The following is a 19,094-nucleotide window of genomic DNA, read 5'->3' on the forward strand; positions in this document are numbered from 1 at the left end:
GTCAGGATGAAGGAGGGCGGTATGCAGTTGTATGTTGTTCGTCACGGCGAAACTCAAGCCAATGCCGAGGGGCGTTACCAGGGCTCGCTGGACATTGATCTCAACGAACGGGGCGTGCTGCAGGCGCGGGAGTTGCGGGAAAAATTGCCGGCGCAGATCGACGCCGTCATCGTCTCGCCGCTGCGCAGGGCTCAGCAAACGGCGGCCATTGTGTTTGCGGATGATGGGCTGCAACTGCCTACGCTGGATGCGTTTCGTGAGCGCGGCGTGGGGGTGTTTGAGGGACTGACCCAGGCGGAGGCGGCGCAGCGTTATCCCGACCTTTGGGCGCAGAATATTACCCGGCAATGGGAGCGGGCACCCACGGATGGTGAGTCAATCTCGCAGTTCGTCGAGCGCATCCGGGGCGGATTGAATCAGTTGCTGGTGAACCATGGGCAACAGGTGGTGGTGCTGGTTGCCCATGGGGTTGTCGCCAAGGCGATTCGCGCATTGGTTCGCGATGATTTCTCAGACTTCTTCGCCTGGCAGTTGCACAATGGCGAAGTGCTGAGTCTCAACATCGCCACAGAGCCCAATGTGGCGAGGGAGCTTGCTCCCGTTGGGGTGCGAAGCGCCCCCTGGTAGGCCGCTGCGGTCTTTCAGGATGGGCCGGTCAATGCTTTTGGGGTTGCTGCGCAACCCAGCGGGAGCAAGCTCCCTCGCCACAGTGTGGGTGTGAGTCATGTCTACAGAGGAACGCTCAACGCCTGCGCAAACGCCTGGGGCGCAGGGCTTTCCGGCCAGGTCGGAACACCCTCCGCCAGCGTTACCCACGGCTGCTTGTGCCGCAGCCAGATATGCGCCACCGGCTGCACGGACGGGCTCTCATCCAGTGTCCCGACCCGCAGCACAACCAACCCCGGCGCGGCCGTCGTGGTGTTGCAGATCCGCGTATGGCACACCCCGCACAACCGATGTTCCGAGCGCTGCCCATCAACGTCATAGGCATATTCCGTCAGCGAACCTTCAACCCGCAGCGCATCCGCCGGCAACAGCGCATGCAGGGCAAACGCGCTGCCGCTCCAGGTCTGGCAGTGGCGGCAATGGCAGGCATACACCGCCAGCGGCGCGTCGGTATCGAGGGTGTAGGTCACGCGGGTGCAGCGACATTGGCCCGTGAGTGTCATCAAAAACGATCCTGTGCAAAGTGAGGGCGAAAGCCCCATCGGTTATGCTCGCCAGCATGCCGCAGCCCCCGAACAAAGAACATCCGCCAAAACTGCCCAGCGGCTCACAGGAAATGTATGAACGCCCCGCAACTCCAATGGGAAACCCAGCGCGCCTTCCTCGCCGTGTTGCGCACCGGCAGCCTGTCGGGCGCGGCCCGTTTGCTGGGGATTGCCCAGGCCACCGCGCGGCGACGGATCGAGGCCCTGGAGCAGAGCGTCGGGGTCAGCCTGTTTATCCGCTCACCCGCCGGGCTGTTGCCCACCGACACGGCCAAGGACCTGATCAGCCACGTTGAAGCGATGGCCGTTGCCGCCAACGCCTTCAGCCGCGCAGCCTCGGCCGACACGGCCCTCGCCGGCGGCACGGTGCGGCTCACCAGCGGCAAGCTGCTGGGCGTTGAAGTGCTGCCGCCCATGTTGCGCAGCCTGCGCCGTGATAATCCGCAATTGGCCATCGAACTGAGCGTATCCAATCGGCTGCAGGCACTTGCCCGGCAAGAGGCCGACGTCGCCGTACGCATCCGTCGCCCGGTCGAATCCACGGTGGTCGCGCGCAAGGTCGGCGACCTTCACGTAGGGTTGTACGCCGCACCCGACCTGTTGGCAGAGCAGGGCACGCCGGACACCGTTGCGCAATTGCACGGCTACCCGCTGATCGGGCCGGACCGCAACTTGCTGGAGATCGAATTCCTGGGTGAGCGCGGTTTCGACTGTTCGGCGCCCAGTACGGTGATTCGCACCGACGATCACCTCGCGCAGTTGGCCGCTCTGCGTGCGGGGCTTGGGATCGGCGTGTGTTCAGCCCAGGTGGCACAACGTCACGGGCTGGTGCGGGTGTTGCCCGCGCAGGTGGATTTCAAGGTTGACGTGTGGATCGCCATGCATCAGGACATGCGCAAGGTCCCGCGCATCGCCGTGGTGTTCGATGGCTTGGGCGCGGCCCTGACGGACTTCTTTCAGCCGCGATAACGCAACGCTTCCACCAACAGCGCAAATGCGGGTGAAGCCTGGCGGCCACCATGACCCATATCGCGATTAACGAAATGCTCGACGGCAAGGTGGTGGACTGTATGGAGCAGGTCAGCGACGCTCAGTACTCGACCGCGCAATAACACCTGAACGGTGCTCCTCCTCGCGCAACTGGGCGCTCATGGTGTCGCAACTGTGCGTCCACGCCCTCAGCCATTCAGGCATCGCGGGTGATACCTCGGCCAATCCCAGCTCCCGCACAAAATCTGCGGCGGGGAGGGTGCCCTTGGCCGAGCGAAACAGCCCGCGCATCACCACTACTCCGACCACGCGGCCCCGGCTGACGAAGCGGTGCTCCATCACGCTCCATTTTTGATCCCAGCCCAGAATCCGGGTGTGGATTTCAAACGCTTCGAACAGCTTCAATTCCCGTCGGAACTTGCCCCAGGTGTCACCGACAACCGGCAGCGCCTTATTGCGCAAAGCCACGCGAAATGCGCCGCTGCGCAGTACGAAATCCATGCGCCCGACATCGGCCAGGGTGAAATACCGGCCGTTGGTGACGTGCCGGTTGAGGTCAAGGTCCAGCGGCCAGACACGCATCCGTACAACGGTGGTGGCCAGGCCATCGACGGGCTTGCGCCAGGGGCGCCGAAACAGCATGAGCAGTAAGCGAAACCAGAGATTCATGAATTAGCCGAGCAGTGATTGAAGCTCGCACTGTAGTGCGGAGGAATCAGGTAAGGTAGGTGCGCAAATGACTTATTTCATGCGAAAAGCGCAATCTGGAATTTTTATGCACATTACCCTGCTCCTGGCCGATCGGTGTTCGGCTGCCAGCGCCACGCTCGCCCTTGAGATGCTGAGTGCGGCCAATCTGTTTGCCGAGGGCAAGCAGCCCTTTGAAGTGGTCGTCGTCTCGCTCGACGGTCAGGTCGTCAACGCTTGGGGCGGGCAGTGCTTGCAGGTTGATTGTTCGATGGCACAACTAGGGCACACGGATCTGGTGCTGATACCGGGGTTTTTGTTCACCTTGAAAGAGGCCTTGCCGGCGTTTCCCGCCTACGGTGCATGGCTGCGCAAGCAGCACGCGCAAGGCGCGGTGGTTGCATCAATGTGCACCGCCGCGTTCATGCTTGCCGAGAACGGTCTACTGGATGGGTTGCGCGCCACCACTCACTGGGCTTTTGCCGAACTCTTTGCCCGGCGCTACCCCGGGGTGACGTTGCAGGAGACGCAGATCCTCTGTGAAGAAAACCGGGTGATCACCAGCGGCGGGGCGAGTGCCGCGATGGACCTGCTGTTGCATCTGATACGCCGCTTCGGCACACCGGAGTTGGCGCATACCTGCAGCAAGTACCTACTGATCGACAACGTGCGCAGTGAGCAATCCATCTATGTGATGTGGTCATCGCCTAAAAACCACTGCGACGGAGATATTTTGCGGGTGCAACACTGGCTGGAGCAGCACTTTGCACAAGCCGTTGTAATCGATGACCTGGCTCGGCGCTTTGGTTTTGGCGTTCGCAATTTCAAGCGGCGCTTCAAGGAGGCCACCGGCTATACACCCATTGCCTACCTGCAAACCCTGCGTTTGGAGCGGGCCAAGCTACTGCTGGAAACCACCCGTATGACGCTGGACAGCATCACCTACGCCGTAGGCTATGAGGACAGCAATTCCTTCCGCCGCTTATTTGAGCAACGGGTGGGTGTGTTGCCGGTGGCTTATCGCAAGAAATTCCAGCCCGCCCTCAACTGAGGCAGCGCCGCAACTGCGGCTCGCCTTCAATGCAGCTCACCAGAAACTCCATCACCACCTTCACCGAAGGCGAGCGGCGCATATCCGGATACACCGTCAGCCAGATATCGCGAACCGGGCCTTCGGTGGTCGTTGCCAGGCGCACCAATGCCGCGTCGTGATCGCCCACCAGCGTGGGCAACACCACCGCACCCACCTGGGACCGGGCGGCCATTTGCTGGGTGATCAGGTCGCTGGCGGCGAAGGCAATCGTGCGGTTGCCGCGCACCTGATGCATCCACGCCTGTTGGGGCAGGTGGTCGCGGGTGGCGTCATAGGCAATGAATGTCCACTGTTCAGCGGGTAACTGCTTGAGCTCGGGCGTGGCATAGAGCCCGAAACGCACGGCGCCGACCTTTCTGCGTACCAGCGCTTCCTCATCGGGACGCACCGTGCGCAGGGCAATGTCGGCTTCGCCTTTGTCGAGGGCGGCCAGCGTCGTCGAGGACATCAACACGATATTCAGCTTGGGATACTGCACCCTGAACCGTGCGACATGGGGCGCGATGCAGTGGATGGCAATCGACGGCGGGCAACTGACCCGCACGGTGCCGGCCACTTCGATCGAGGCCACGCGGGACAGGCGCATCACTTCTGTGGCCATCTCGCCCATGCCGGCCGCCAGCTTCGCCAGTGCCAGGCCTTCCTCGGTGAGCGGCCGGCTGCGGGGCAGGCGATCCACCAGTTTGACGCCGAGGGCTTTTTCCAGGGCATCGACGCGCCGGCCAACAGTGGCGTGTTCCACCTGCAGTTCGCGGGCGGCAGCCGACAGTGATTGGGTGCGCGCCAGCACGGTGAAGAAATACAGATCCTGCCAGTCGAACATCGGGTTATTTTCGCACGGAGGGTGGGAGGTGTTGGGGAATTCTCGTACAGATTAGCGCCTTTTACCATGGCGCATTCCCACTGCAAACGGAGTTGTCCCGCGATGAAAGCCCTCACCCTTGAAACCTACGGCGGCCCGGAAGTTGTTCAACTGCGCCTTGATGTGCCCAAACCCCAGGTGACCGCCGGCCATGTACTGGTCAAGGTGGCCTGTGCCGGGATCAATTTCATGGATGTTCACACCCGCCAGGGCAAGTACGCCAAGTCGGTGACCTACCCGGTACGGCTGCCGTGCACCTTGGGTATGGAAGGCGCGGGTGTGGTGGTGGCGGTGGGCGAGGGCGTGAGCCATTTGGCGCCGGGTGATCGGGTGGCCTGGTGCATTTCATGGGGCGCGTTCGCCGAATACGCCAGCGTGCCCGCCGCGCGAGTGGCGCAGATTCCCAATGCGATCGGCTTCGATCAGGCGGCTGCGGCGATGTTCCAGGGCTGCACGGCTCACTACCTGATTGAAGACGTCGCGCGGTTGCAGGCGGGCAACAGCTGCCTGATCCATGCCGCGTCCGGCAGCATCGGCCAGTTGCTGGTGCAAATGGCCCGGCGACTCGGTGCCACGGTATTCACCACCGGCAGCAGCACTGAAAAATGTGCGATTGCCCTTCAGCGCGGTGCTGATCACGCCTGGCCATACGACGGGTTTGCCGAGCGAGTCTTGCAGGTAACGCAGGGGCGGGGTGTGGACGTGGTGTTCGATTCGGTGGGCAAGGCCACCTTGCGTGAAAGCTTCAAGGCCTGTCGTACGCGGGGGCTGATCGTCAATTACGGCAACGTCTCCGGTTCGATCACTGACCTCGATCCGATGGAGTTGGGGGAGGCCGGTTCACTGTTCCTGACTCGCCCACGGCTCAACGACCACATGGCTGACGGGCCTACGGTGCAGAGGCGTGCCAATGCGGTGTTCGCGGCGATACTTGAAGGTTCGCTGACGGTGGATATCGAAGGGCATTACGCCCTGGAAGAGGTGCCGCAGGTGCACGCGAGGATTGAGGCACGGCAGCAGATTGGCAAGGCGGTGGTGTGGCTGGATCGTGAACTTCACTAATGGCCAGAGAGCTTGTGTGGCGAGGGAGCTTGCTCCCGCTGGGCTGCGAAGCGGCCCCAACACCTGCCAATGGGGTCTTCCTGGAGAAACGCGGTGAGTTCATTGGGGCTGCTGCGCAGCCCAGCGGGAGCAAGCTCCCTCGCCACAGTGGTCGTGGCGCTTGTGAGGTTCAGTTAGCAGGCGAAAAAAAGCCGGCTGATCAGGCCGGCTGGGGGGTGAACCGCGAACCACAGTCGTTACGCGCGGTTGTCCATCAGGCGGTCTGCACCACCTTCAGCCACACGGTTTTCTTGAAGACGGTCAGCACCACCTTCAGCTACACGGTTGCCCTGGAGACGTTCAGCTCCACCTTCAGCAACACGACGTTCCAGCAGGCGATCAGACCCGCCTTCAGCAACGCGGCGTTCCAGCATACGGTCAGACCCACCCTCAGCCACGCGGCTGTCCATCAGGCGATCCGCGCCGCCTTCAGCGAGGGCAGGTTGGGTAAAGGCGCTTACAGCAAGTACCGAGAAAGCGAGGCTAAGCAAGAGTTGGCGTTTCATGAGGGTGTGCTCCGGGAAAGTCGTTGGTTGGTATGGATGCGATGTTACGCGGCAGATTTTTTAAGAGAACTTCATTGGGCTGATGGTGACTATCGACGCCAGCGATGGCCCGTTTTCCCGGGCCATCGCGTCGCTCATCACGGCATTTCTGGCAGTTCCCGAGGGCGCAGGTCGAACACCAGCACCTCGGCGTCCTCCCCATGGCTCAGGTGAATCTCCCGCTCATCGCGCACTCGGGCACCGTCGCCTTCGTGCAAGCGTTGGCCGTTGACTTCAACGCTGCCCCGCGCCACATGGATGTAGGCGTAGCGTTCCGGGGCCAGCGGCAGGCTGGCGGTTTCAAAGCCGTTGAACAGCCCGGCATACACCCGCGCGTCCTGGCGCACGCCGAGGGAGCCGTCGGTGCCTTCCGGCGAGATGATCAACTGCAACCGGCCGCGTTTTTGCGTCTCGGTGAAGTGCTCCTGCTGATAGCGCGGTTCGGCGCCCGCCACATCCGGCACGATCCAGATTTGCAGGAAGTGCACGCCCTGGGTGTGGCTGTGGTTGAACTCGCTGTGGGCCACGCCGCTGCCGGCGCTCATCAGTTGCACGTCGCCGGGGCGAATCACCGAACCGGTGCCCAGGGTGTCCTTGTGTTCCAGGGCGCCTTCGAGCACATAGGAGAAAATCTCCATGTCGCGGTGCGGGTGTTGGCCGAAGCCCTTGCCGGCGGCAACCCGGTCATCGTTGATCACCAGCAGGTCGGAAAAACCCTGTTCCTTGGGATTCCAGTAGTTGGCGAACGAGAAGGTGTGGAACGACTTCAACCAACCGTGATTGGCGGCGCCGCGTTCCGAGGCTTTGCGAAGGGTCAGCATGGGGTGTTCTCCTCAAGGGAAGCCTGGCTGCGAGATGCAGGGCTTCGGTGTGAGGAGAAGATTACTGGTTAACGATAGGTTGATTAAGAAGCTGAAATCGGAATGACTGTCTCTTTTAGATTGACGATCGCCAGCTGTGCCGTCCGCAGATGATGGCGGTAGCGCAGCTGAAGTTTGCGCCAGGCCATCGGGTTCACGCCTTCGCTGCGGCTGAACAGGTGACAGAAGTGCGCCTGGTCGCAGAACCCGCATTCCTGGCTGATCTGCGTCAGGCTCAGGGCGGAGCCGGTGATCAGCACCTTGGCCTGCTTGATGCGTTGCTGGCGAATCCATTCCTGGGGCGATACACCGGTGGTGCGCTTGAAGGCCCTGGAGAAATGGCTGCGGGACAGCTCACAGGCGCGAGCCAGTTCCGTCACCTCCAGGGGGCCAGCAAGATTGGCGAGGATCAATTGCTTGACCCTCTGTTCCCGCTCTGAACACAGGGTTCCGGTTGCAGCTGCTGGTTGAGCCATGATCGCTATCCGTGGTCGATGGGCGCTTGTTTTCACACACCTTACCGGTGAATGAATCCCCAGTGTAGACCGCTGCAAGCATCTGTTGAACTGAGCACATGCATGCAATTTTTCTGGATCGGGCCGTCGCACACTAGCGCGAACGTTCAAGCATCCAGGGGAAGGGCACGATGGACTCAACAGCACAAGGCGGGCCGGACGAGGTCGTGACCCTGGTGGTCAAGCACCGCATAAAACCCGGGCTTGAAGCCGACTACGAAGCCTGGCTGCGACGCATCGTGCGTATTGCCGGTGAGCGTCCCGGCCACCTCGGCGTTGACGTGGTGCGCAGCAAGCAGGGCGGCCTTGCGTTGTTCACCTGCGTGCTGCGTTACCGCTCCACCGAAGACCTGGAGCGCTGGCTCGATTCGCCGCAGCGCCTGGAGCTGATCAACCAAGCCGCACCGATGCTGGCCGACGGCGACCAGACCGAAGTCGGCGCGGTCAACGAGTTCTGGTTCTCGCCCCTGGCCGATGCTGCCGCCAAGCCGCCGCGCTGGAAACAGGCAGTGGTCACGCTGCTGGTGATCCTGCCGCTGACCTTGCTGGTGCCGATCATCTGGGGCCCGGTACTGCGGCTGCACCCGTTCCTGTCCAACTACATCGTCGCCACCTTCCTGGTCACCCTGACCATCGTTTTACTGGTGGTTTACCTGCTGATGCCGGCGGCCACCCGCCTGTTCGCGCCCTGGCTCGAAGCCTCTGTAAAGGAAACCCTATGAACGCCGACCTGATTCTGTTCAATGGCCAGTTCCACACCGTGGACCGTGAAAATCCCCGCGCCACGGCAGTTGCGATCCACCAGGGACGCTTCGTCGCGGTGGGCACCGACGGCGAAGCCATGGCCCTGCGCGGCAGTGGTACCCAGGTCATCGACCTCAAGGGTCGCACCGTCATCCCTGGCCTCAACGACTCGCACCTGCACCTGATCCGTGGCGGCCTGAACTACAACCTCGAACTGCGCTGGGAAGGCGTGCCGTCCCTGGCCGATGCCCTGCGCATGCTCAAGGACCAGGCCGACCGCACGCCCACGCCGCAGTGGGTGAGGGTGGTGGGCGGCTGGAACGAATTCCAGTTCGCTGAAAAGCGCATGCCCACCCTCGACGAGCTCAACCAGGCCGCCCCCGATACGCCGGTGTTCGTGTTGCACCTGTATGACCGGGCCTTGCTCAACCGCGCGGCCCTGCGGGTGGCTGGCTACACCAAGGACACACCGAACCCGCCCGGCGGCGAGATCGTGCGCGACCATAACGGCAACCCCACCGGCATGCTGGTGGCGCGGCCCAACGCGATGATTCTCTACGCGACCCTGGCCAAGGGCCCGAAACTGCCCCTGGAATACCAGGTGAATTCCACCCGCCAGTTCATGCGCGAACTCAACCGCCTGGGCCTGACCAGTGCCATCGACGCCGGCGGTGGTTTCCAGAACTACCCCGACGATTACGCCGTGATCGAACAGTTGGCCAAGGACCAGCAACTGACCGTGCGCATCGCGTACAACCTGTTCACCCAGAAGCCCAAGGAAGAACTCAGCGACTTCAAGAACTGGACCGGCAGCGTGACCCTGCATCAGGGCGACGACTACCTGCGCCACAACGGCGCGGGCGAAATGCTGGTGTTCTCGGCGGCCGACTTCGAAGACTTCCTCGAGCCACGCCCGGACCTGCCGCTGACCATGGAGCAGGAACTGGAACCGGTGGTGCGCCACCTCGTAGAACAGCGCTGGCCGTTCCGCCTGCACGCCACCTACAACGAGTCGATCTCGCGGATGCTCGACGTGTTCGAGAAGGTCAACCGCGACATCCCGTTCAACGGCTTGCCATGGTTCTTCGACCACGCCGAAACCATCACCCCGCAGAACATCGAGCGCGTGCGGGCGCTGGGCGGCGGCATCGCGATCCAGGACCGCATGGCGTTCCAGGGTGAGTACTTTGTGGAGCGCTACGGCGCCAAGGCCGCCGAGGCCACGCCGCCGATCAAACGCATGCTCGCCGAAGGCGTGCCGGTGGGCGCCGGCACCGACGCCACCCGGGTGTCGAGCTACAACCCCTGGACCTCGCTGTACTGGATGGTCAGCGGCCGCACCGTCGGCGGGCTGGAACTGCACGCCGAGGGGCTGCCCCGGCTGACGGCCCTGGAACTGTTCACCCACGGCAGCGCCTGGTTCTCCTCCGAGCAGGGCAAGAAGGGCCAGATCAAGGTCGGCCAACTGGCGGACGTGGCGGCACTGTCGGCGGACTTCTTCAGTGTCGATGAGGAGGCCATCAAGTGGATCGAATCGGTACTCACCGTGGTCGGCGGCAAGGTGGTGTACGGCGCCGGCGACTTTGAAGATTTCGCACCACCCAGCGTGCCGGTGCTGCCGGACTGGTCGCCGGTGGTCAAGGTACCGGGCCACTGGCGCCCGGCCTCAGCGCTGCAAGCCCAGGTGCACCAGTGCAGCGGCCCCTGTGGCGTGCATGCCCATAGCCATGAACGGGCGCGTCTCTCGAACGTGCCGGTCAGCGACTTCCAGGGTTTCTGGGGCGCGTTTGGCTGCTCGTGTTTTGCCTTCTGAATCTAACCCCAAAAGAGTATTCCCATGACTTACAAACGCCTGAACAAAGATGACGCCGTGGTCCTGCTGGTGGATCACCAGACCGGCCTGATTTCCCTGGTGCAGGACTTCTCGCCCAACGAATTCAAGAACAACGTCCTGGCCCTGGCGGACCTGGCCAAGTTCTTCAAGCTGCCGACTATCCTCACCACCAGTTTCGAAAGCGGCCCCAATGGCCCGATGGTGCCGGAGCTGAAAGAACTGTTCCCGGACGCGCCGTACATCCCGCGCCCTGGCCAGATCAACGCATGGGACAACGAAGATTTCGTCAAGGCAGTGAAAGCCACCGGGCGCAAGCAACTGATCATTGCCGGTGTGGTGACCGACGTGTGCGTGACCTTCCCGACGCTGTCGGCCCTGGCTGAAGGGTTTGAAGTGTTTGTGGTGACCGATGCGTCGGGCACCTTCAATGAGACCGTGCAACAGGCGGCGTGGGCACGCATGACGGCGGCCGGTGCACAGCTGGTGAACTGGTTTTCGGTGGCCTGCGAGCTGCAGGTCGACTGGCGCAATGACATGGAAGGCCTGGCCAACCTGCTGTCGCCGCGTATTCCCAACTATCGCAATTTGATGAACAGCTACTCGGCGCTGACGGCCAAATAAACCGCTCTCTGATATGCAGGTAATCCAATGTGGGAGCGGGCTTGCTCGCGAAGGCGGTGTGCCAGTCAATACATGTACCGACTGACCCACCGCCTTCGCGAGCAAGCCCGCTCCCACATTTTGATTTGTGGTGTGGCGACTGACCGGCTATAAAACAGCCCAGCGTCCACCGAGAAGCGACAATGAACCCCTTCGAAGACATGCGCCTGTTTTGCCAGGTCATGGAATCCGGCAGTTTCACCGCTGCCGCCGAGCATCTTGGCCTGTCCAAGCAGTTTGTCAGCCGCCGCCTGATCCAGCTGGAAGAGCGCCTCGGCGTACGCCTGCTCAACCGCTCCACCCGCCGCCTGGACGTCACGCCGCTGGGCCAGAGTTACTACGAATCCGCCCTGCGCCTGCTCAGTGAAGTCGAGCAAGTGGAGCAGGGCATCGCCGGGCAAAACACCGAGCCCCGAGGCACCATTCGCCTGAGCGCGCCGTTGTCGTTTGCCATGGCGCACCTGGGTTGCCTGTTGCCGCTGTTCCTGCAACGCCACCCTCACGTCACCGTGGAAGTGGACCTCAGTGACCGCCCGGTAGACCTCATCAGCGAGGGCTACGACCTGGTGCTGCGCATCGGCACCCTCGAGGATTCGACCCTGATCGCCCGACGCATCGCCAGTGTGCAGCGCGTCTACTGCGCCAGTCCCGACTACCTGGCCCGCCACGGCACGCCGCAGAGTCCCGATGACCTGGCCGATCACGCATGCCTGCCTTACGGCCACGGTCGCCAGGTGCAATGGCACTTCAAGGTCGATGGCAAACCCCACACCCGCAACGTCAGCGGGCGCATGCGGGTCAACAACGGTGAGCTGCTGCGGGATGCCGCCGTGGCCGGGTTGGGCATCACCTACCTACCCAATTTTATCGTTGCCCAAGCCTTGCAGGACGGCCGCCTGGTGACGCTGCTGGATGACTGCGCGCCCGAACCCCTGACCCTTTCCGCCGTTTACCCCCAGCACCGCCAGAGCTCGCGCCCGGTGCAGGCGTTGATCGAGTTCCTGCGTGAACGCCTGGCCGGCGGTTGTTGAATCAGAACGCGTACTGCACCCGGCTGTAGTAATACCCGCCGGTAAACCCGAACGGCGAATAGCTGCCCCAGTTATCGCCGAACGACGAGTTCTTCACGCCGATGTGATCCGGGTATTTGTCGAACAGGTTCTGCGCACCTACGGCCACCGTCAGCTGTTTGCTGATCGCGTAGGCCACGTCGAGGTCAGTGATCCACTTGGCCGAATACGTGCGGTCCAGGCTCGCGTCGCTGGAGCTGTTGACCTCGGTGTAGGTGCCGTAGCGAGTCAGGCGCAGGTTGACGTCGAAGTCGTGGATCGCCCAGTCGGCGGAGAAGATCATCTTGCTGCTGGGTGAAGTCTTGGTGATCAGTGCCCGTGACTGGCGACCCATCAACTGGAAGTTGCCCAAGGCGGCGAGCTGCGCCGGGGTGTCGTTGACGCTGAGGATCTGCGTGTGGTTGTAGTTCAGCGCCGCCGTCCATTTCACCGAGCCGTAGCGGTCGAGGTTCTGCCGGTAGTTGCCCACCACGTCCACCCCGGAGGTGCGGGTGTTGGCGCCGTTGGTGAAGTACTGCGCGCCCGCCGTGGCCGGTACGCCGATGCTGTCCAGCAGGGAGGCAATGCCCGGGCCCTGGAAGCGTTCGCTGAGCACCAGGCGGTCCCGCAGGTTGATCACGTAGCCGTCCACCGTGAGGCTCAAGTCATCGCTTGGGGTCACGGCGAAACCGAGGCTGAAGTTGGTCGAGCGCTCCGGCTTCAGTGACTTGGCACCCAATGCCTGGGCGCCGGCGGAATCCACCGGCAGGATCACGTAGTTATACGACTGGTACACGCCATTGATGGTGTCGAACCCGGTGGAGCGTGCGGTGAAGATCTCGTTGGCCAGGGACGGTGCGCGAAAGCCGTTGCTCACGGTACCGCGCAGGGCGAACACCGGGTTGAACGCATACCGCGTGCTGAGCTTGCCGCTGCGGGTACCGCCGACGCCTTCGTTGTAATGTTCGTAGCGCCCGGCCACGCCGATGTACCACTGCTCGGTGGGGTAGAACCCGAGATCGACATAGCTGGCGACGCTGTTGCGGCTGACCTTCTGCGCGTCTTCCGGACGGATGCCGTTGGTGACCTGGGCCCCCGGATCGGGACGCTGCCCGGCACGCGGATGGCCTGCCGGGAACACGTAGCCGCCATCGATATAGGAAGCCTCGGAGCCGGCGCGGGTCTCGTAGCTTTCGCGCCGATGCTCCAGGCCGAACGCCACGTCCAACGGCTTGGCCAGGCCGATCTCGTAGGTGTTTTTCAGGTCGAGGTTGGTGGTGAGCTGGTCGGCGATGTAGATCCCGGAGGTGAACTTGTTCGGTGTGCTTTCGCCCAGGGACGGGTTCTGGTTGTCGTAGGTGCGCTGCTTGGCGTAGTTGCGCCCGTAGGTGCTGCTCAGGTCCCAACCCCAGCCACCGCCAAGGTCATTGCCCTTGGCACCGAAGGCCGATTGGAAGTCGGTCTCGTTGACCAGCCAGTACGGGCTGTAGCCGTCGGGGTAACCATTGGGCCCGGTGGTGATGGTGTTGCGGCCGTTGGGCAGGCGGAAGTTCTGGCCGTCGTTGTTCTCCCGGGTGGCCAGGGTGGAAAACGAGTACAGCGTCAGGTTGTCGTTCAGCGGCAGGTCGAGGTTGTACGCCACATCGCCCAACTGGCTGCGGGGCGAGCCGTAGCCTTTGTAGGTGTGGTGGCTGGAGGTGGCTTCGCGCGGGTCGGGGGAACCGTCCGCCAGCGGGTAGTAATGGCTGCTGTAGCCGTTGCTGCCGGCCTTGTTGTCGCGCTCCTGGTAGCGGGTGTCGAGGGACACGTTGAGCACCCCGGCTTCCCCCACCTGGAAGCCATAGTTCAGCGCCTCCTGGCCGGTGCCGCGCTTGCCGTCGTAGTTCTGCCCCAGGGTGGTGTCGGAACTGCCGCCGGTGGTCTGCTTGAGGATGATGTTGATCACCCCGGAAATCGCATCCGAGCCGTATTGCGCCGCTGCACCGTCGCGCAGCACCTCCACATGGTCGATGGCAGCCACCGGGATCAGGTCGAGGTCGCTGGGGGCCGCGCCGCTGTTGATGCCGTTGATGTTCAGGGTGGCGCTGGTATGCCGGCGTTTGCCGTTGACCAGCACCAGTACGTGAGAGGCGGTGAGGCCGCGCAAGGTGGCCGAACGCACCACGCCGCTGGCATCCCAGCCGGCGCGGTCGGGCAGGTTGAAGGAGGGGATGAACTTGCCCAATGCCTCCAGCAAACTCGGCTTGCCCACGGCCCGCAGCTGTTCGCCGCTGATCACATCAATCGGCGTGGGGCTGGTGGTGACGGTGCGTTGTTCGGCGCCACGGTTGCCGGTGACGACGACGGTGTCGAGGGTGGGGGAGCGGTCTTCGGCAGATTCGACGCCGAAGGACGCCAGGCCACACGCCAGCGAGAGCGGCAGGAGTTTCAGATGATTGTACCGGTGTAGCCTTTTACGATGAGCGAGCTTGCTGTGGCCAGGGAGCTTGCTGTGGTGAGGAAGCTTGCTGTGACGAGGGAGCTTGCTCCCGCTGGGCTGCGTAGCAGCCCCAATACGGTCTTCCGAGGAAATTGCGGAGTCAGGCTTCAGGGCCGCTACGCGCCCCAGCGGGAGCAAGCTCCCTCGCCACAAAGGTGCCGTCAGCCAGTTGAATTTTCGCATGAGAGTGGAGCTCCTTGGTCTCGAGTGATGTCCCTGTCAGCGTTTGCGCGCGGCAACCGCTTCGATTTCTACCAGCCCGCCGGGCAATGGCAGCGCGACGACTTGCACCGCGGTGCGCGCCGGTTTTTTCGGCTGCTCGGCACTGCCGAAAAACGGCGTGTAGCCTTCCTGCAACCCGGCAAAGTCGAGCTTGCCGCCCTTGGCTGGATCGCCCACCAGGAATATCCGCAGCTGCACCACATCTCCCAAATCCAGGCCCTGGCCTTGCAGCACACCCTTGAGCTTGTTGAGGATCGACGTGGTCTGGATGGCCGTGTCGCCATAGGCGGCAAACGAGTCTTTCGGCGCCTTGGGGTCATGCAGGTCGGCCAGCAACCCACTCACAAACAGCAGCTCGGTCTGCGGCGGCACCGACACCGCCAATGAGATCGGGAAATTCGAGTTCGGCAGCGGCACGCGCTTGATCTCATCGGCGTGGGCGGCAAGGGTGGTGGCGGTCATCAGCAGTCCTGCAAAAAGCGTCTTCATCGGTTCATTCCTTGAGAGAGAAAAGTCAGGCGGCGACGCCCGGTTGCTGGCGTTCGGCATGCCGGCCGATCAGCGAGACGATGCGCCGTGCCGAATCGGCGGCGCTGTTCTGCCAGATGCCGACGCCGCCGTGGGCGAGGGCGTCGCTGGCCAGGTACGTGCGGCCCTGGGGCTCGTTGAGCAGGCGGTAGGCGCTTTCGCCGACCTCGTCGTTGACGATCCACGGGCCCTTGCTGTAGCTGACTTTCGACCAGTTGATCGCCACCGGTTTTTGCAGCTTGGCGCTGTGGCCGGGGTGCAACAGCTCCACCGCCTGGCGTGAGGAGGCGAACTGTTCGGCCAGGGATTTCTGGCTGAAGGCCTGGGCCGATTCACTGGTGTTGTAGGCCGCCACCAGAATCCCCTGGGCGCTGTTGAGGCGGTCGCTGGGGTACCACAGGCCTTTGACTTCATGGTCGAGGTACGACAGGCCGCCGTAGATGTTGAAGTCGGTTTCCCAGAAACGCGGCGCCTGCCAGGCCACCTTGTTGGCCTGGTCGCTTTGCGCGGTCTGGATCGCCTGCTTGAAGGGTGCCGTGAAGTTGGTTGGCAGCTTGGCCAGCAGCGGCAAGGGCACGGTGACAATCGCGTAGTCGGCACTCAGCACCTGGGTCTTGCCGCTGATGCGGTCGCGGTAGGTGATCCGGCTGCCTTGCTCCGAGGTCTGGATATCGCTGACTTCGGCGTTGAAGCGCACCGCATCTTTCAGATGCTCGTAGAAGGCATACGGAATGCGGTCCATGCCGCCCACCGGCTGGAACATGGTGGAGGAAAACTCCGGGATTTCATCGAACACCAGCGCGCCCCACAGCTTGGGATTGAGCAGGGTCTGCAGCTCCAGCGGCGCGCGGGTCACGCCAGTCTGGTCGCCAGCGCCAGGCACGCGGGTGTAGCCGGAACGTACCGAACCCTTGTATTGCAGGTCACCGTTGAGGTCGCCGTACACCTTGAGGAAACTCAGCAACGCTTTGCGGTCATCCACGCTCAGGTCCTGGTCCAACGCCTTGCGGCTGACCGTGCGGGCCAGCAGTTCCGAGAGTTGGCCGCGGGTGTCGTTGACCGCTTGGCGCAGCTGGAATGCCGGTTGCTGCGTATCCGGCCGGGCCAGGGCGTTGCGGCTGCTGTTGACCAGTACTTGCAGCTCCACACCCAGCTCGCGGCAGTAGCCGAGAATCGTCTGGTGGTGGCTGGGAATACGCGCGGGGCCGGCGTTGAAAAACTGCCCGTCATCAAAGTCGACGGTCTGGCTGACGCCGTCGTCGAAATCGACCTTGGTGCCTCGGCGCAGGGTCCAGTTGCGTCCACCCACCCGGTCGCGGGCTTCCAGGATCGTCACGTTGAACCCGGCCTTGCGCAGCTCATAGGCGCTGACCAGCCCGGAGATCCCGGCGCCGACCACCACCACCTGCTTGCCTTTGCCGGTGCTGCCCAATTGCAGCGGGGTAAAGCTCGATGCCACCGCCTGAGGCGTCAGCCCCAGCGCGCCCAATGCGCTGACAGCGGCGGAATAACCGCCCACGGCGGCAATACGGGAAATCAGTTCCCTGCGGGTAAAAGCCATGATTCGCTCCTTGAGATAGCGGTTTGTCAGAGGTCGTAGCGCACGGTCAGCAACAAGGTTCGCGGGTCGTTGACCGAGTAGTAGCGGGCGCCGCTGGAGGGCACGTAGCCCACCGACTGCGGGTAGGCGCGGTCCAGCAGGTTTTTCACCGCCAGGGTGGTGGTCCAGTGGCCGTCGCCACTGATGTAGCGGGTGTTGGCGTTCCAGAAGGTCTGTTGCGGGATTTCCTGGATGTCGTCGTTCAATGCGTTGGCGTAGGACTTGGTCTGGAACTGCGCATCGGTGCCTGCCAGCCAGGTGCCCGGCAGCCCGGCCGGGATGGTGTAGTTCAGGCCAACGCTCGTGTTCCAGCGTGGCGAGAACACCAGTTGCTTGCCGTTGGCATCCACCCCGGCACCGCTGGCGTTCTGGAAGTCGTCGTACTTGCTTTGCAGGTAGCCGACGTTGGCGGTCAGTTGCAGGTCGCGGCTCAGGGCGGTGAGGGTTTCCAGCTCCACGCCGTAGGTGTGGGCACGGCCGACGTTGGTGCGCAGGCTCACCCCCAGCGCCGGGTCATAGGCGTTGGTTTGCAGGTCTTTGTAGTCGTTGTAGAACAGCGCGACGTTGGCCCGCAGGCGCTGGTCGAAGAAGTCGCCCTTGACCCCGGTTTCCCAGGTGGTCACGTCTTCCGGGGAGAACGCCTGTTCGGCGGCGGCCTGGGTGGGGGCGCGGTTGTCGTAGCCACCGGCCTTGAAACCCTTGGCGACGTAGGCGTATTGGTTCAGGTGCGGGGTCCAGGCGTATTCGAAGCCGATCTTCGGGCTGGTGGACTGCCAGGATTTGCTCGACTCGGCGGTGAAGTTGGTGCCGGTGATTTGCCGGTCGGTGTTGATCGCGTAGTTGGTGAAGTCGAAATTCTTGTGCTCGCGGGTAAAGCGCAGGCCGGCGATCAGCGACAGTTGTTGCGTCAGCTTGTAGGTGCCCTGGCCATACAGCGCATAGCTTTCGGTGTTGGTGGTGCTGTATTGGCCCTGGCCGATCACCCGATTGCGGGCGATGGAATAGGTAAGGTTGTCGCGGTCGGCGTCGAACTTCTCGCGGTACAGGTACACCCCGGTGCTGAAGCTGAAATCGTCGTAGTCGCCGTTGAGCTGGAACTCCTGGGTCGCATAGTTCTGCTTGTACAGGATCAGGTTGTTCTGGATCAGCGCGGCTTGCCCTGAGTTGTCGTAGTCCACCGGTTGGTGGAACGCCGAGTAGGCGGTCACCGACTTGAAGTTCAGGTTGTCATTGATCGCGTAGATCGCCCGCAGTACCGAGCTGCCCTGGTCCAGGCGGTTTTTCGGGTCGAGGCTGCTGTAGCTCTTGAATTTGTCGAAATGCCCGTTGGCGTCGAAAGGCGTGTAGCTGGTGGTGTCGCCCCGGTCGAAGGTACCGGCCAGGGTCAGTTGCACATCCCACGGCGAATCCACCGGCTTGTAGCGCAGCTTGCCGCGATAGGACTGGATGTCGACGTTGTTTACATCCTTGCCCCGGGTGGGGTCGGAGACGGTGCCGTCGCGGCTCAGGCGGATCGCCGAGAAACTGCCGAACAGCGCGTTGTCCACCAGCGGGCCGCTGATCAGCAGGCGTGCGTTCTGCGCGTCGTAGTTGCCGGCGCCCAGCTCTACAAAACCACGGGTTTCCTGGGTCGGGTCGCGGGTGATCACCCGGATCGCACCGGCGCTGCTGTTGCGCCCGTACAGCGTGCCCTGGGGCCCGCGCAGCACCTCGACGCGCTCCACATCGTTGAAGTCGAGCATCGACGAAATCGCACGCGGGATGTACAGGTCATCGGCATACACGGCGACGGCGGCTTCCTGGATCGGGTCGGTTTCACCGATGCCGCGAATGCCGTAGGTCTGCGCGCTGTAGGAGATCGACTGGCGGCTGAGTGTCAGGTTCGGCACCTGGCCCGAGAGGTCGCGCACGCTGTTGATCTGCTTGTCTTCCAGGGCCTTTTCATCAAACGCGGAAATCGCCAGCGGGGTTTTTTGCAGGTCTTCGCTGCGGTGCTCGGCGGTGACATTGACCACCGGCAAAGCGGTGTCGTCGGCGTGAACGGCGAGGCCGAACAGGGCGAGGGAGATGGCCAGTGCCAGGCGATTGGGTACGGCGGTAGGACTCATGATGGA

The 19,094-nt window shown here is 63.0% G+C and carries 18 protein-coding genes and 1 pseudogene; 9 read left to right on the plus strand and 10 right to left on the minus strand.

What is annotated here, in order from left to right; genetic code table 11:
- Positions 1–21: 21 nt before the first annotated feature.
- The gene (locus tag HX818_RS09330) at positions 22–627 is read left to right on the plus strand and encodes a histidine phosphatase family protein (protein ID WP_177019907.1); all 606 of its coding nucleotides are present in this window, start codon (positions 22–24) and stop codon (positions 625–627) included.
- Between the two features lie 101 nt (positions 628–728).
- Here HX818_RS09330 and HX818_RS09335 read toward each other — a convergent pair whose 3' ends face one another.
- Entirely contained in the window at positions 729–1,169 is a 441-nt protein-coding gene (locus HX818_RS09335) for a GFA family protein (RefSeq protein WP_177019908.1), read from the minus strand.
- A 117-nt stretch (positions 1,170–1,286) separates the two neighbouring features.
- Between HX818_RS09335 and HX818_RS09340 the strand changes: the two genes are divergently transcribed.
- A complete protein-coding gene (locus HX818_RS09340) occupies positions 1,287–2,180 on the plus strand; it encodes a LysR family transcriptional regulator (RefSeq protein ID WP_177019909.1) in 894 nt (297 codons plus the stop codon).
- Between the two features lie 50 nt (positions 2,181–2,230).
- A pseudogene (locus HX818_RS31180) lies at positions 2,231–2,323 on the plus strand (cupin domain-containing protein); the annotation flags it as partial.
- Here HX818_RS31180 and HX818_RS09345 read toward each other — a convergent pair.
- Positions 2,292–2,870, minus strand: coding sequence for an acyl-CoA thioesterase (locus HX818_RS09345; protein WP_102368798.1), 579 nt, complete (start codon positions 2,868–2,870; stop codon positions 2,292–2,294). The pseudogene HX818_RS31180 and the gene HX818_RS09345 overlap by 32 nt on opposite strands.
- A 106-nt stretch (positions 2,871–2,976) precedes the next feature.
- On the opposite strand from HX818_RS09345, the gene HX818_RS09350 reads away from it, so the two are divergent.
- Complete coding sequence (locus tag HX818_RS09350; RefSeq protein ID WP_177020116.1) at positions 2,977–3,939, plus strand: GlxA family transcriptional regulator; 963 nt, start codon at positions 2,977–2,979, stop codon at positions 3,937–3,939.
- Here the strand turns inward: HX818_RS09350 and HX818_RS09355 are convergent.
- Complete coding sequence (locus HX818_RS09355) at positions 3,932–4,804, minus strand: LysR family transcriptional regulator (protein WP_177019910.1); 873 nt, start codon at positions 4,802–4,804, stop codon at positions 3,932–3,934. The genes HX818_RS09350 and HX818_RS09355 overlap by 8 nt on opposite strands.
- Before the next feature lie 102 nt (positions 4,805–4,906).
- Here HX818_RS09355 and HX818_RS09360 point away from each other — a divergent pair, with 102 nt between their 5' ends.
- Positions 4,907–5,905, plus strand: a complete 999-nt coding sequence (locus HX818_RS09360; RefSeq protein WP_177019911.1) for a quinone oxidoreductase — start codon at positions 4,907–4,909, stop codon at positions 5,903–5,905.
- A 236-nt stretch (positions 5,906–6,141) separates the two neighbouring features.
- Here HX818_RS09360 and HX818_RS09365 read toward each other — a convergent pair whose 3' ends face one another.
- From HX818_RS09365 to HX818_RS09375, 3 genes are all read right to left on the minus strand, one after another.
- Complete coding sequence (locus HX818_RS09365; RefSeq protein ID WP_177019912.1) at positions 6,142–6,450, minus strand: hypothetical protein; 309 nt, start codon at positions 6,448–6,450, stop codon at positions 6,142–6,144.
- A 137-nt stretch (positions 6,451–6,587) separates the two neighbouring features.
- Complete coding sequence (locus HX818_RS09370) at positions 6,588–7,310, minus strand: pirin family protein (RefSeq protein WP_177019913.1); 723 nt, start codon at positions 7,308–7,310, stop codon at positions 6,588–6,590.
- An 83-nt stretch (positions 7,311–7,393) separates the two neighbouring features.
- The gene (locus tag HX818_RS09375) at positions 7,394–7,825 is read right to left on the minus strand and encodes an AraC family transcriptional regulator (protein WP_023658747.1); all 432 of its coding nucleotides are present in this window, start codon (positions 7,823–7,825) and stop codon (positions 7,394–7,396) included.
- A 170-nt stretch (positions 7,826–7,995) separates the two neighbouring features.
- Between HX818_RS09375 and HX818_RS09380 the strand changes: the two genes are divergently transcribed.
- The 4 genes from HX818_RS09380 to HX818_RS09395 all read left to right on the plus strand — a co-directional run bounded on the left by HX818_RS09380 (position 7,996) and on the right by HX818_RS09395 (position 12,133).
- Positions 7,996–8,586, plus strand: coding sequence for an antibiotic biosynthesis monooxygenase (locus HX818_RS09380; RefSeq protein ID WP_177019914.1), 591 nt, complete (start codon positions 7,996–7,998; stop codon positions 8,584–8,586).
- On the plus strand, positions 8,583–10,421 hold the full coding sequence (locus tag HX818_RS09385; RefSeq protein WP_003207313.1) for an amidohydrolase: 1,839 nt from the start codon (positions 8,583–8,585) through the stop codon (positions 10,419–10,421). Before HX818_RS09380 ends, HX818_RS09385 begins: the two co-directional genes overlap by 4 nt.
- A gap of 18 nt (positions 10,422–10,439) precedes the next feature.
- Positions 10,440–11,063, plus strand: a complete 624-nt coding sequence (ycaC, locus tag HX818_RS09390) for an isochorismate family cysteine hydrolase YcaC (protein WP_161635723.1) — start codon at positions 10,440–10,442, stop codon at positions 11,061–11,063.
- Positions 11,064–11,245: 182 nt separating this feature from the next.
- On the plus strand, positions 11,246–12,133 hold the full coding sequence (locus HX818_RS09395; RefSeq protein WP_177019915.1) for a LysR family transcriptional regulator: 888 nt from the start codon (positions 11,246–11,248) through the stop codon (positions 12,131–12,133).
- 1 nt (position 12,134) lies between these two features.
- Here the strand turns inward: HX818_RS09395 and HX818_RS09400 are convergent, their stop codons facing one another.
- The 4 genes from HX818_RS09400 to HX818_RS09415 are packed head-to-tail and all read right to left on the minus strand — an operon-like array spanning position 12,135 to position 19,088.
- On the minus strand, positions 12,135–14,813 hold the full coding sequence (locus HX818_RS09400) for a TonB-dependent siderophore receptor (protein ID WP_256346296.1): 2,679 nt from the start codon (positions 14,811–14,813) through the stop codon (positions 12,135–12,137).
- Between the two features lie 36 nt (positions 14,814–14,849).
- Positions 14,850–15,341: a RidA family protein gene (locus tag HX818_RS09405; protein ID WP_003211308.1), complete on the minus strand. Its 492-nt coding sequence runs from the start codon at positions 15,339–15,341 to the stop codon at positions 14,850–14,852.
- Positions 15,342–15,366: 25 nt separating this feature from the next.
- Positions 15,367–16,941, minus strand: coding sequence for an FAD-dependent oxidoreductase (locus tag HX818_RS09410; RefSeq protein WP_008434613.1), 1,575 nt, complete (start codon positions 16,939–16,941; stop codon positions 15,367–15,369).
- 26 nt (positions 16,942–16,967) lie between these two features.
- Positions 16,968–19,088, minus strand: a complete 2,121-nt coding sequence (locus HX818_RS09415; protein ID WP_177019916.1) for a TonB-dependent receptor — start codon at positions 19,086–19,088, stop codon at positions 16,968–16,970.
- Positions 19,089–19,094: the final 6 nt, after the last annotated feature.

Source organism: Pseudomonas sp. F9001, assembly GCF_013385435.1.
Taxonomy (GTDB): Bacteria; Pseudomonadota; Gammaproteobacteria; order Pseudomonadales; family Pseudomonadaceae; genus Aquipseudomonas.

Excerpts from the sequence above, each read along its gene's own strand:
- HX818_RS09410 (WP_008434613.1), bottom strand. The coding sequence starts at position 16,941 with ATGGCTTTTACCCGCAGGGAACTGATTTCCCGTATTGCCGCCGTGGGC.
- HX818_RS09405 (WP_003211308.1), bottom strand. The coding sequence starts at position 15,341 with ATGAAGACGCTTTTTGCAGGACTGCTGATGACCGCCACCACCCTTGCC.
- HX818_RS09340 (WP_177019909.1), top strand. The coding sequence starts at position 1,287 with ATGAACGCCCCGCAACTCCAATGGGAAACCCAGCGCGCCTTCCTCGCC.
- HX818_RS09355 (WP_177019910.1), bottom strand. The coding sequence starts at position 4,804 with ATGTTCGACTGGCAGGATCTGTATTTCTTCACCGTGCTGGCGCGCACC.
- HX818_RS09370 (WP_177019913.1), bottom strand. The coding sequence starts at position 7,310 with ATGCTGACCCTTCGCAAAGCCTCGGAACGCGGCGCCGCCAATCACGGT.
- HX818_RS09395 (WP_177019915.1), top strand. The coding sequence starts at position 11,246 with ATGAACCCCTTCGAAGACATGCGCCTGTTTTGCCAGGTCATGGAATCC.
- HX818_RS09360 (WP_177019911.1), top strand. The coding sequence starts at position 4,907 with ATGAAAGCCCTCACCCTTGAAACCTACGGCGGCCCGGAAGTTGTTCAA.
- HX818_RS09385 (WP_003207313.1), top strand. The coding sequence starts at position 8,583 with ATGAACGCCGACCTGATTCTGTTCAATGGCCAGTTCCACACCGTGGAC.
- HX818_RS09335 (WP_177019908.1), bottom strand. The coding sequence starts at position 1,169 with ATGACACTCACGGGCCAATGTCGCTGCACCCGCGTGACCTACACCCTC.
- HX818_RS09375 (WP_023658747.1), bottom strand. The coding sequence starts at position 7,825 with ATGGCTCAACCAGCAGCTGCAACCGGAACCCTGTGTTCAGAGCGGGAA.
- HX818_RS09400 (WP_256346296.1), bottom strand. The coding sequence starts at position 14,813 with ATGCGAAAATTCAACTGGCTGACGGCACCTTTGTGGCGAGGGAGCTTG.
- HX818_RS09330 (WP_177019907.1), top strand. The coding sequence starts at position 22 with ATGCAGTTGTATGTTGTTCGTCACGGCGAAACTCAAGCCAATGCCGAG.
- HX818_RS09415 (WP_177019916.1), bottom strand. The coding sequence starts at position 19,088 with ATGAGTCCTACCGCCGTACCCAATCGCCTGGCACTGGCCATCTCCCTC.
- HX818_RS09345 (WP_102368798.1), bottom strand. The coding sequence starts at position 2,870 with ATGAATCTCTGGTTTCGCTTACTGCTCATGCTGTTTCGGCGCCCCTGG.
- HX818_RS09350 (WP_177020116.1), top strand. The coding sequence starts at position 2,977 with ATGCACATTACCCTGCTCCTGGCCGATCGGTGTTCGGCTGCCAGCGCC.
- HX818_RS09365 (WP_177019912.1), bottom strand. The coding sequence starts at position 6,450 with ATGAAACGCCAACTCTTGCTTAGCCTCGCTTTCTCGGTACTTGCTGTA.
- HX818_RS09380 (WP_177019914.1), top strand. The coding sequence starts at position 7,996 with ATGGACTCAACAGCACAAGGCGGGCCGGACGAGGTCGTGACCCTGGTG.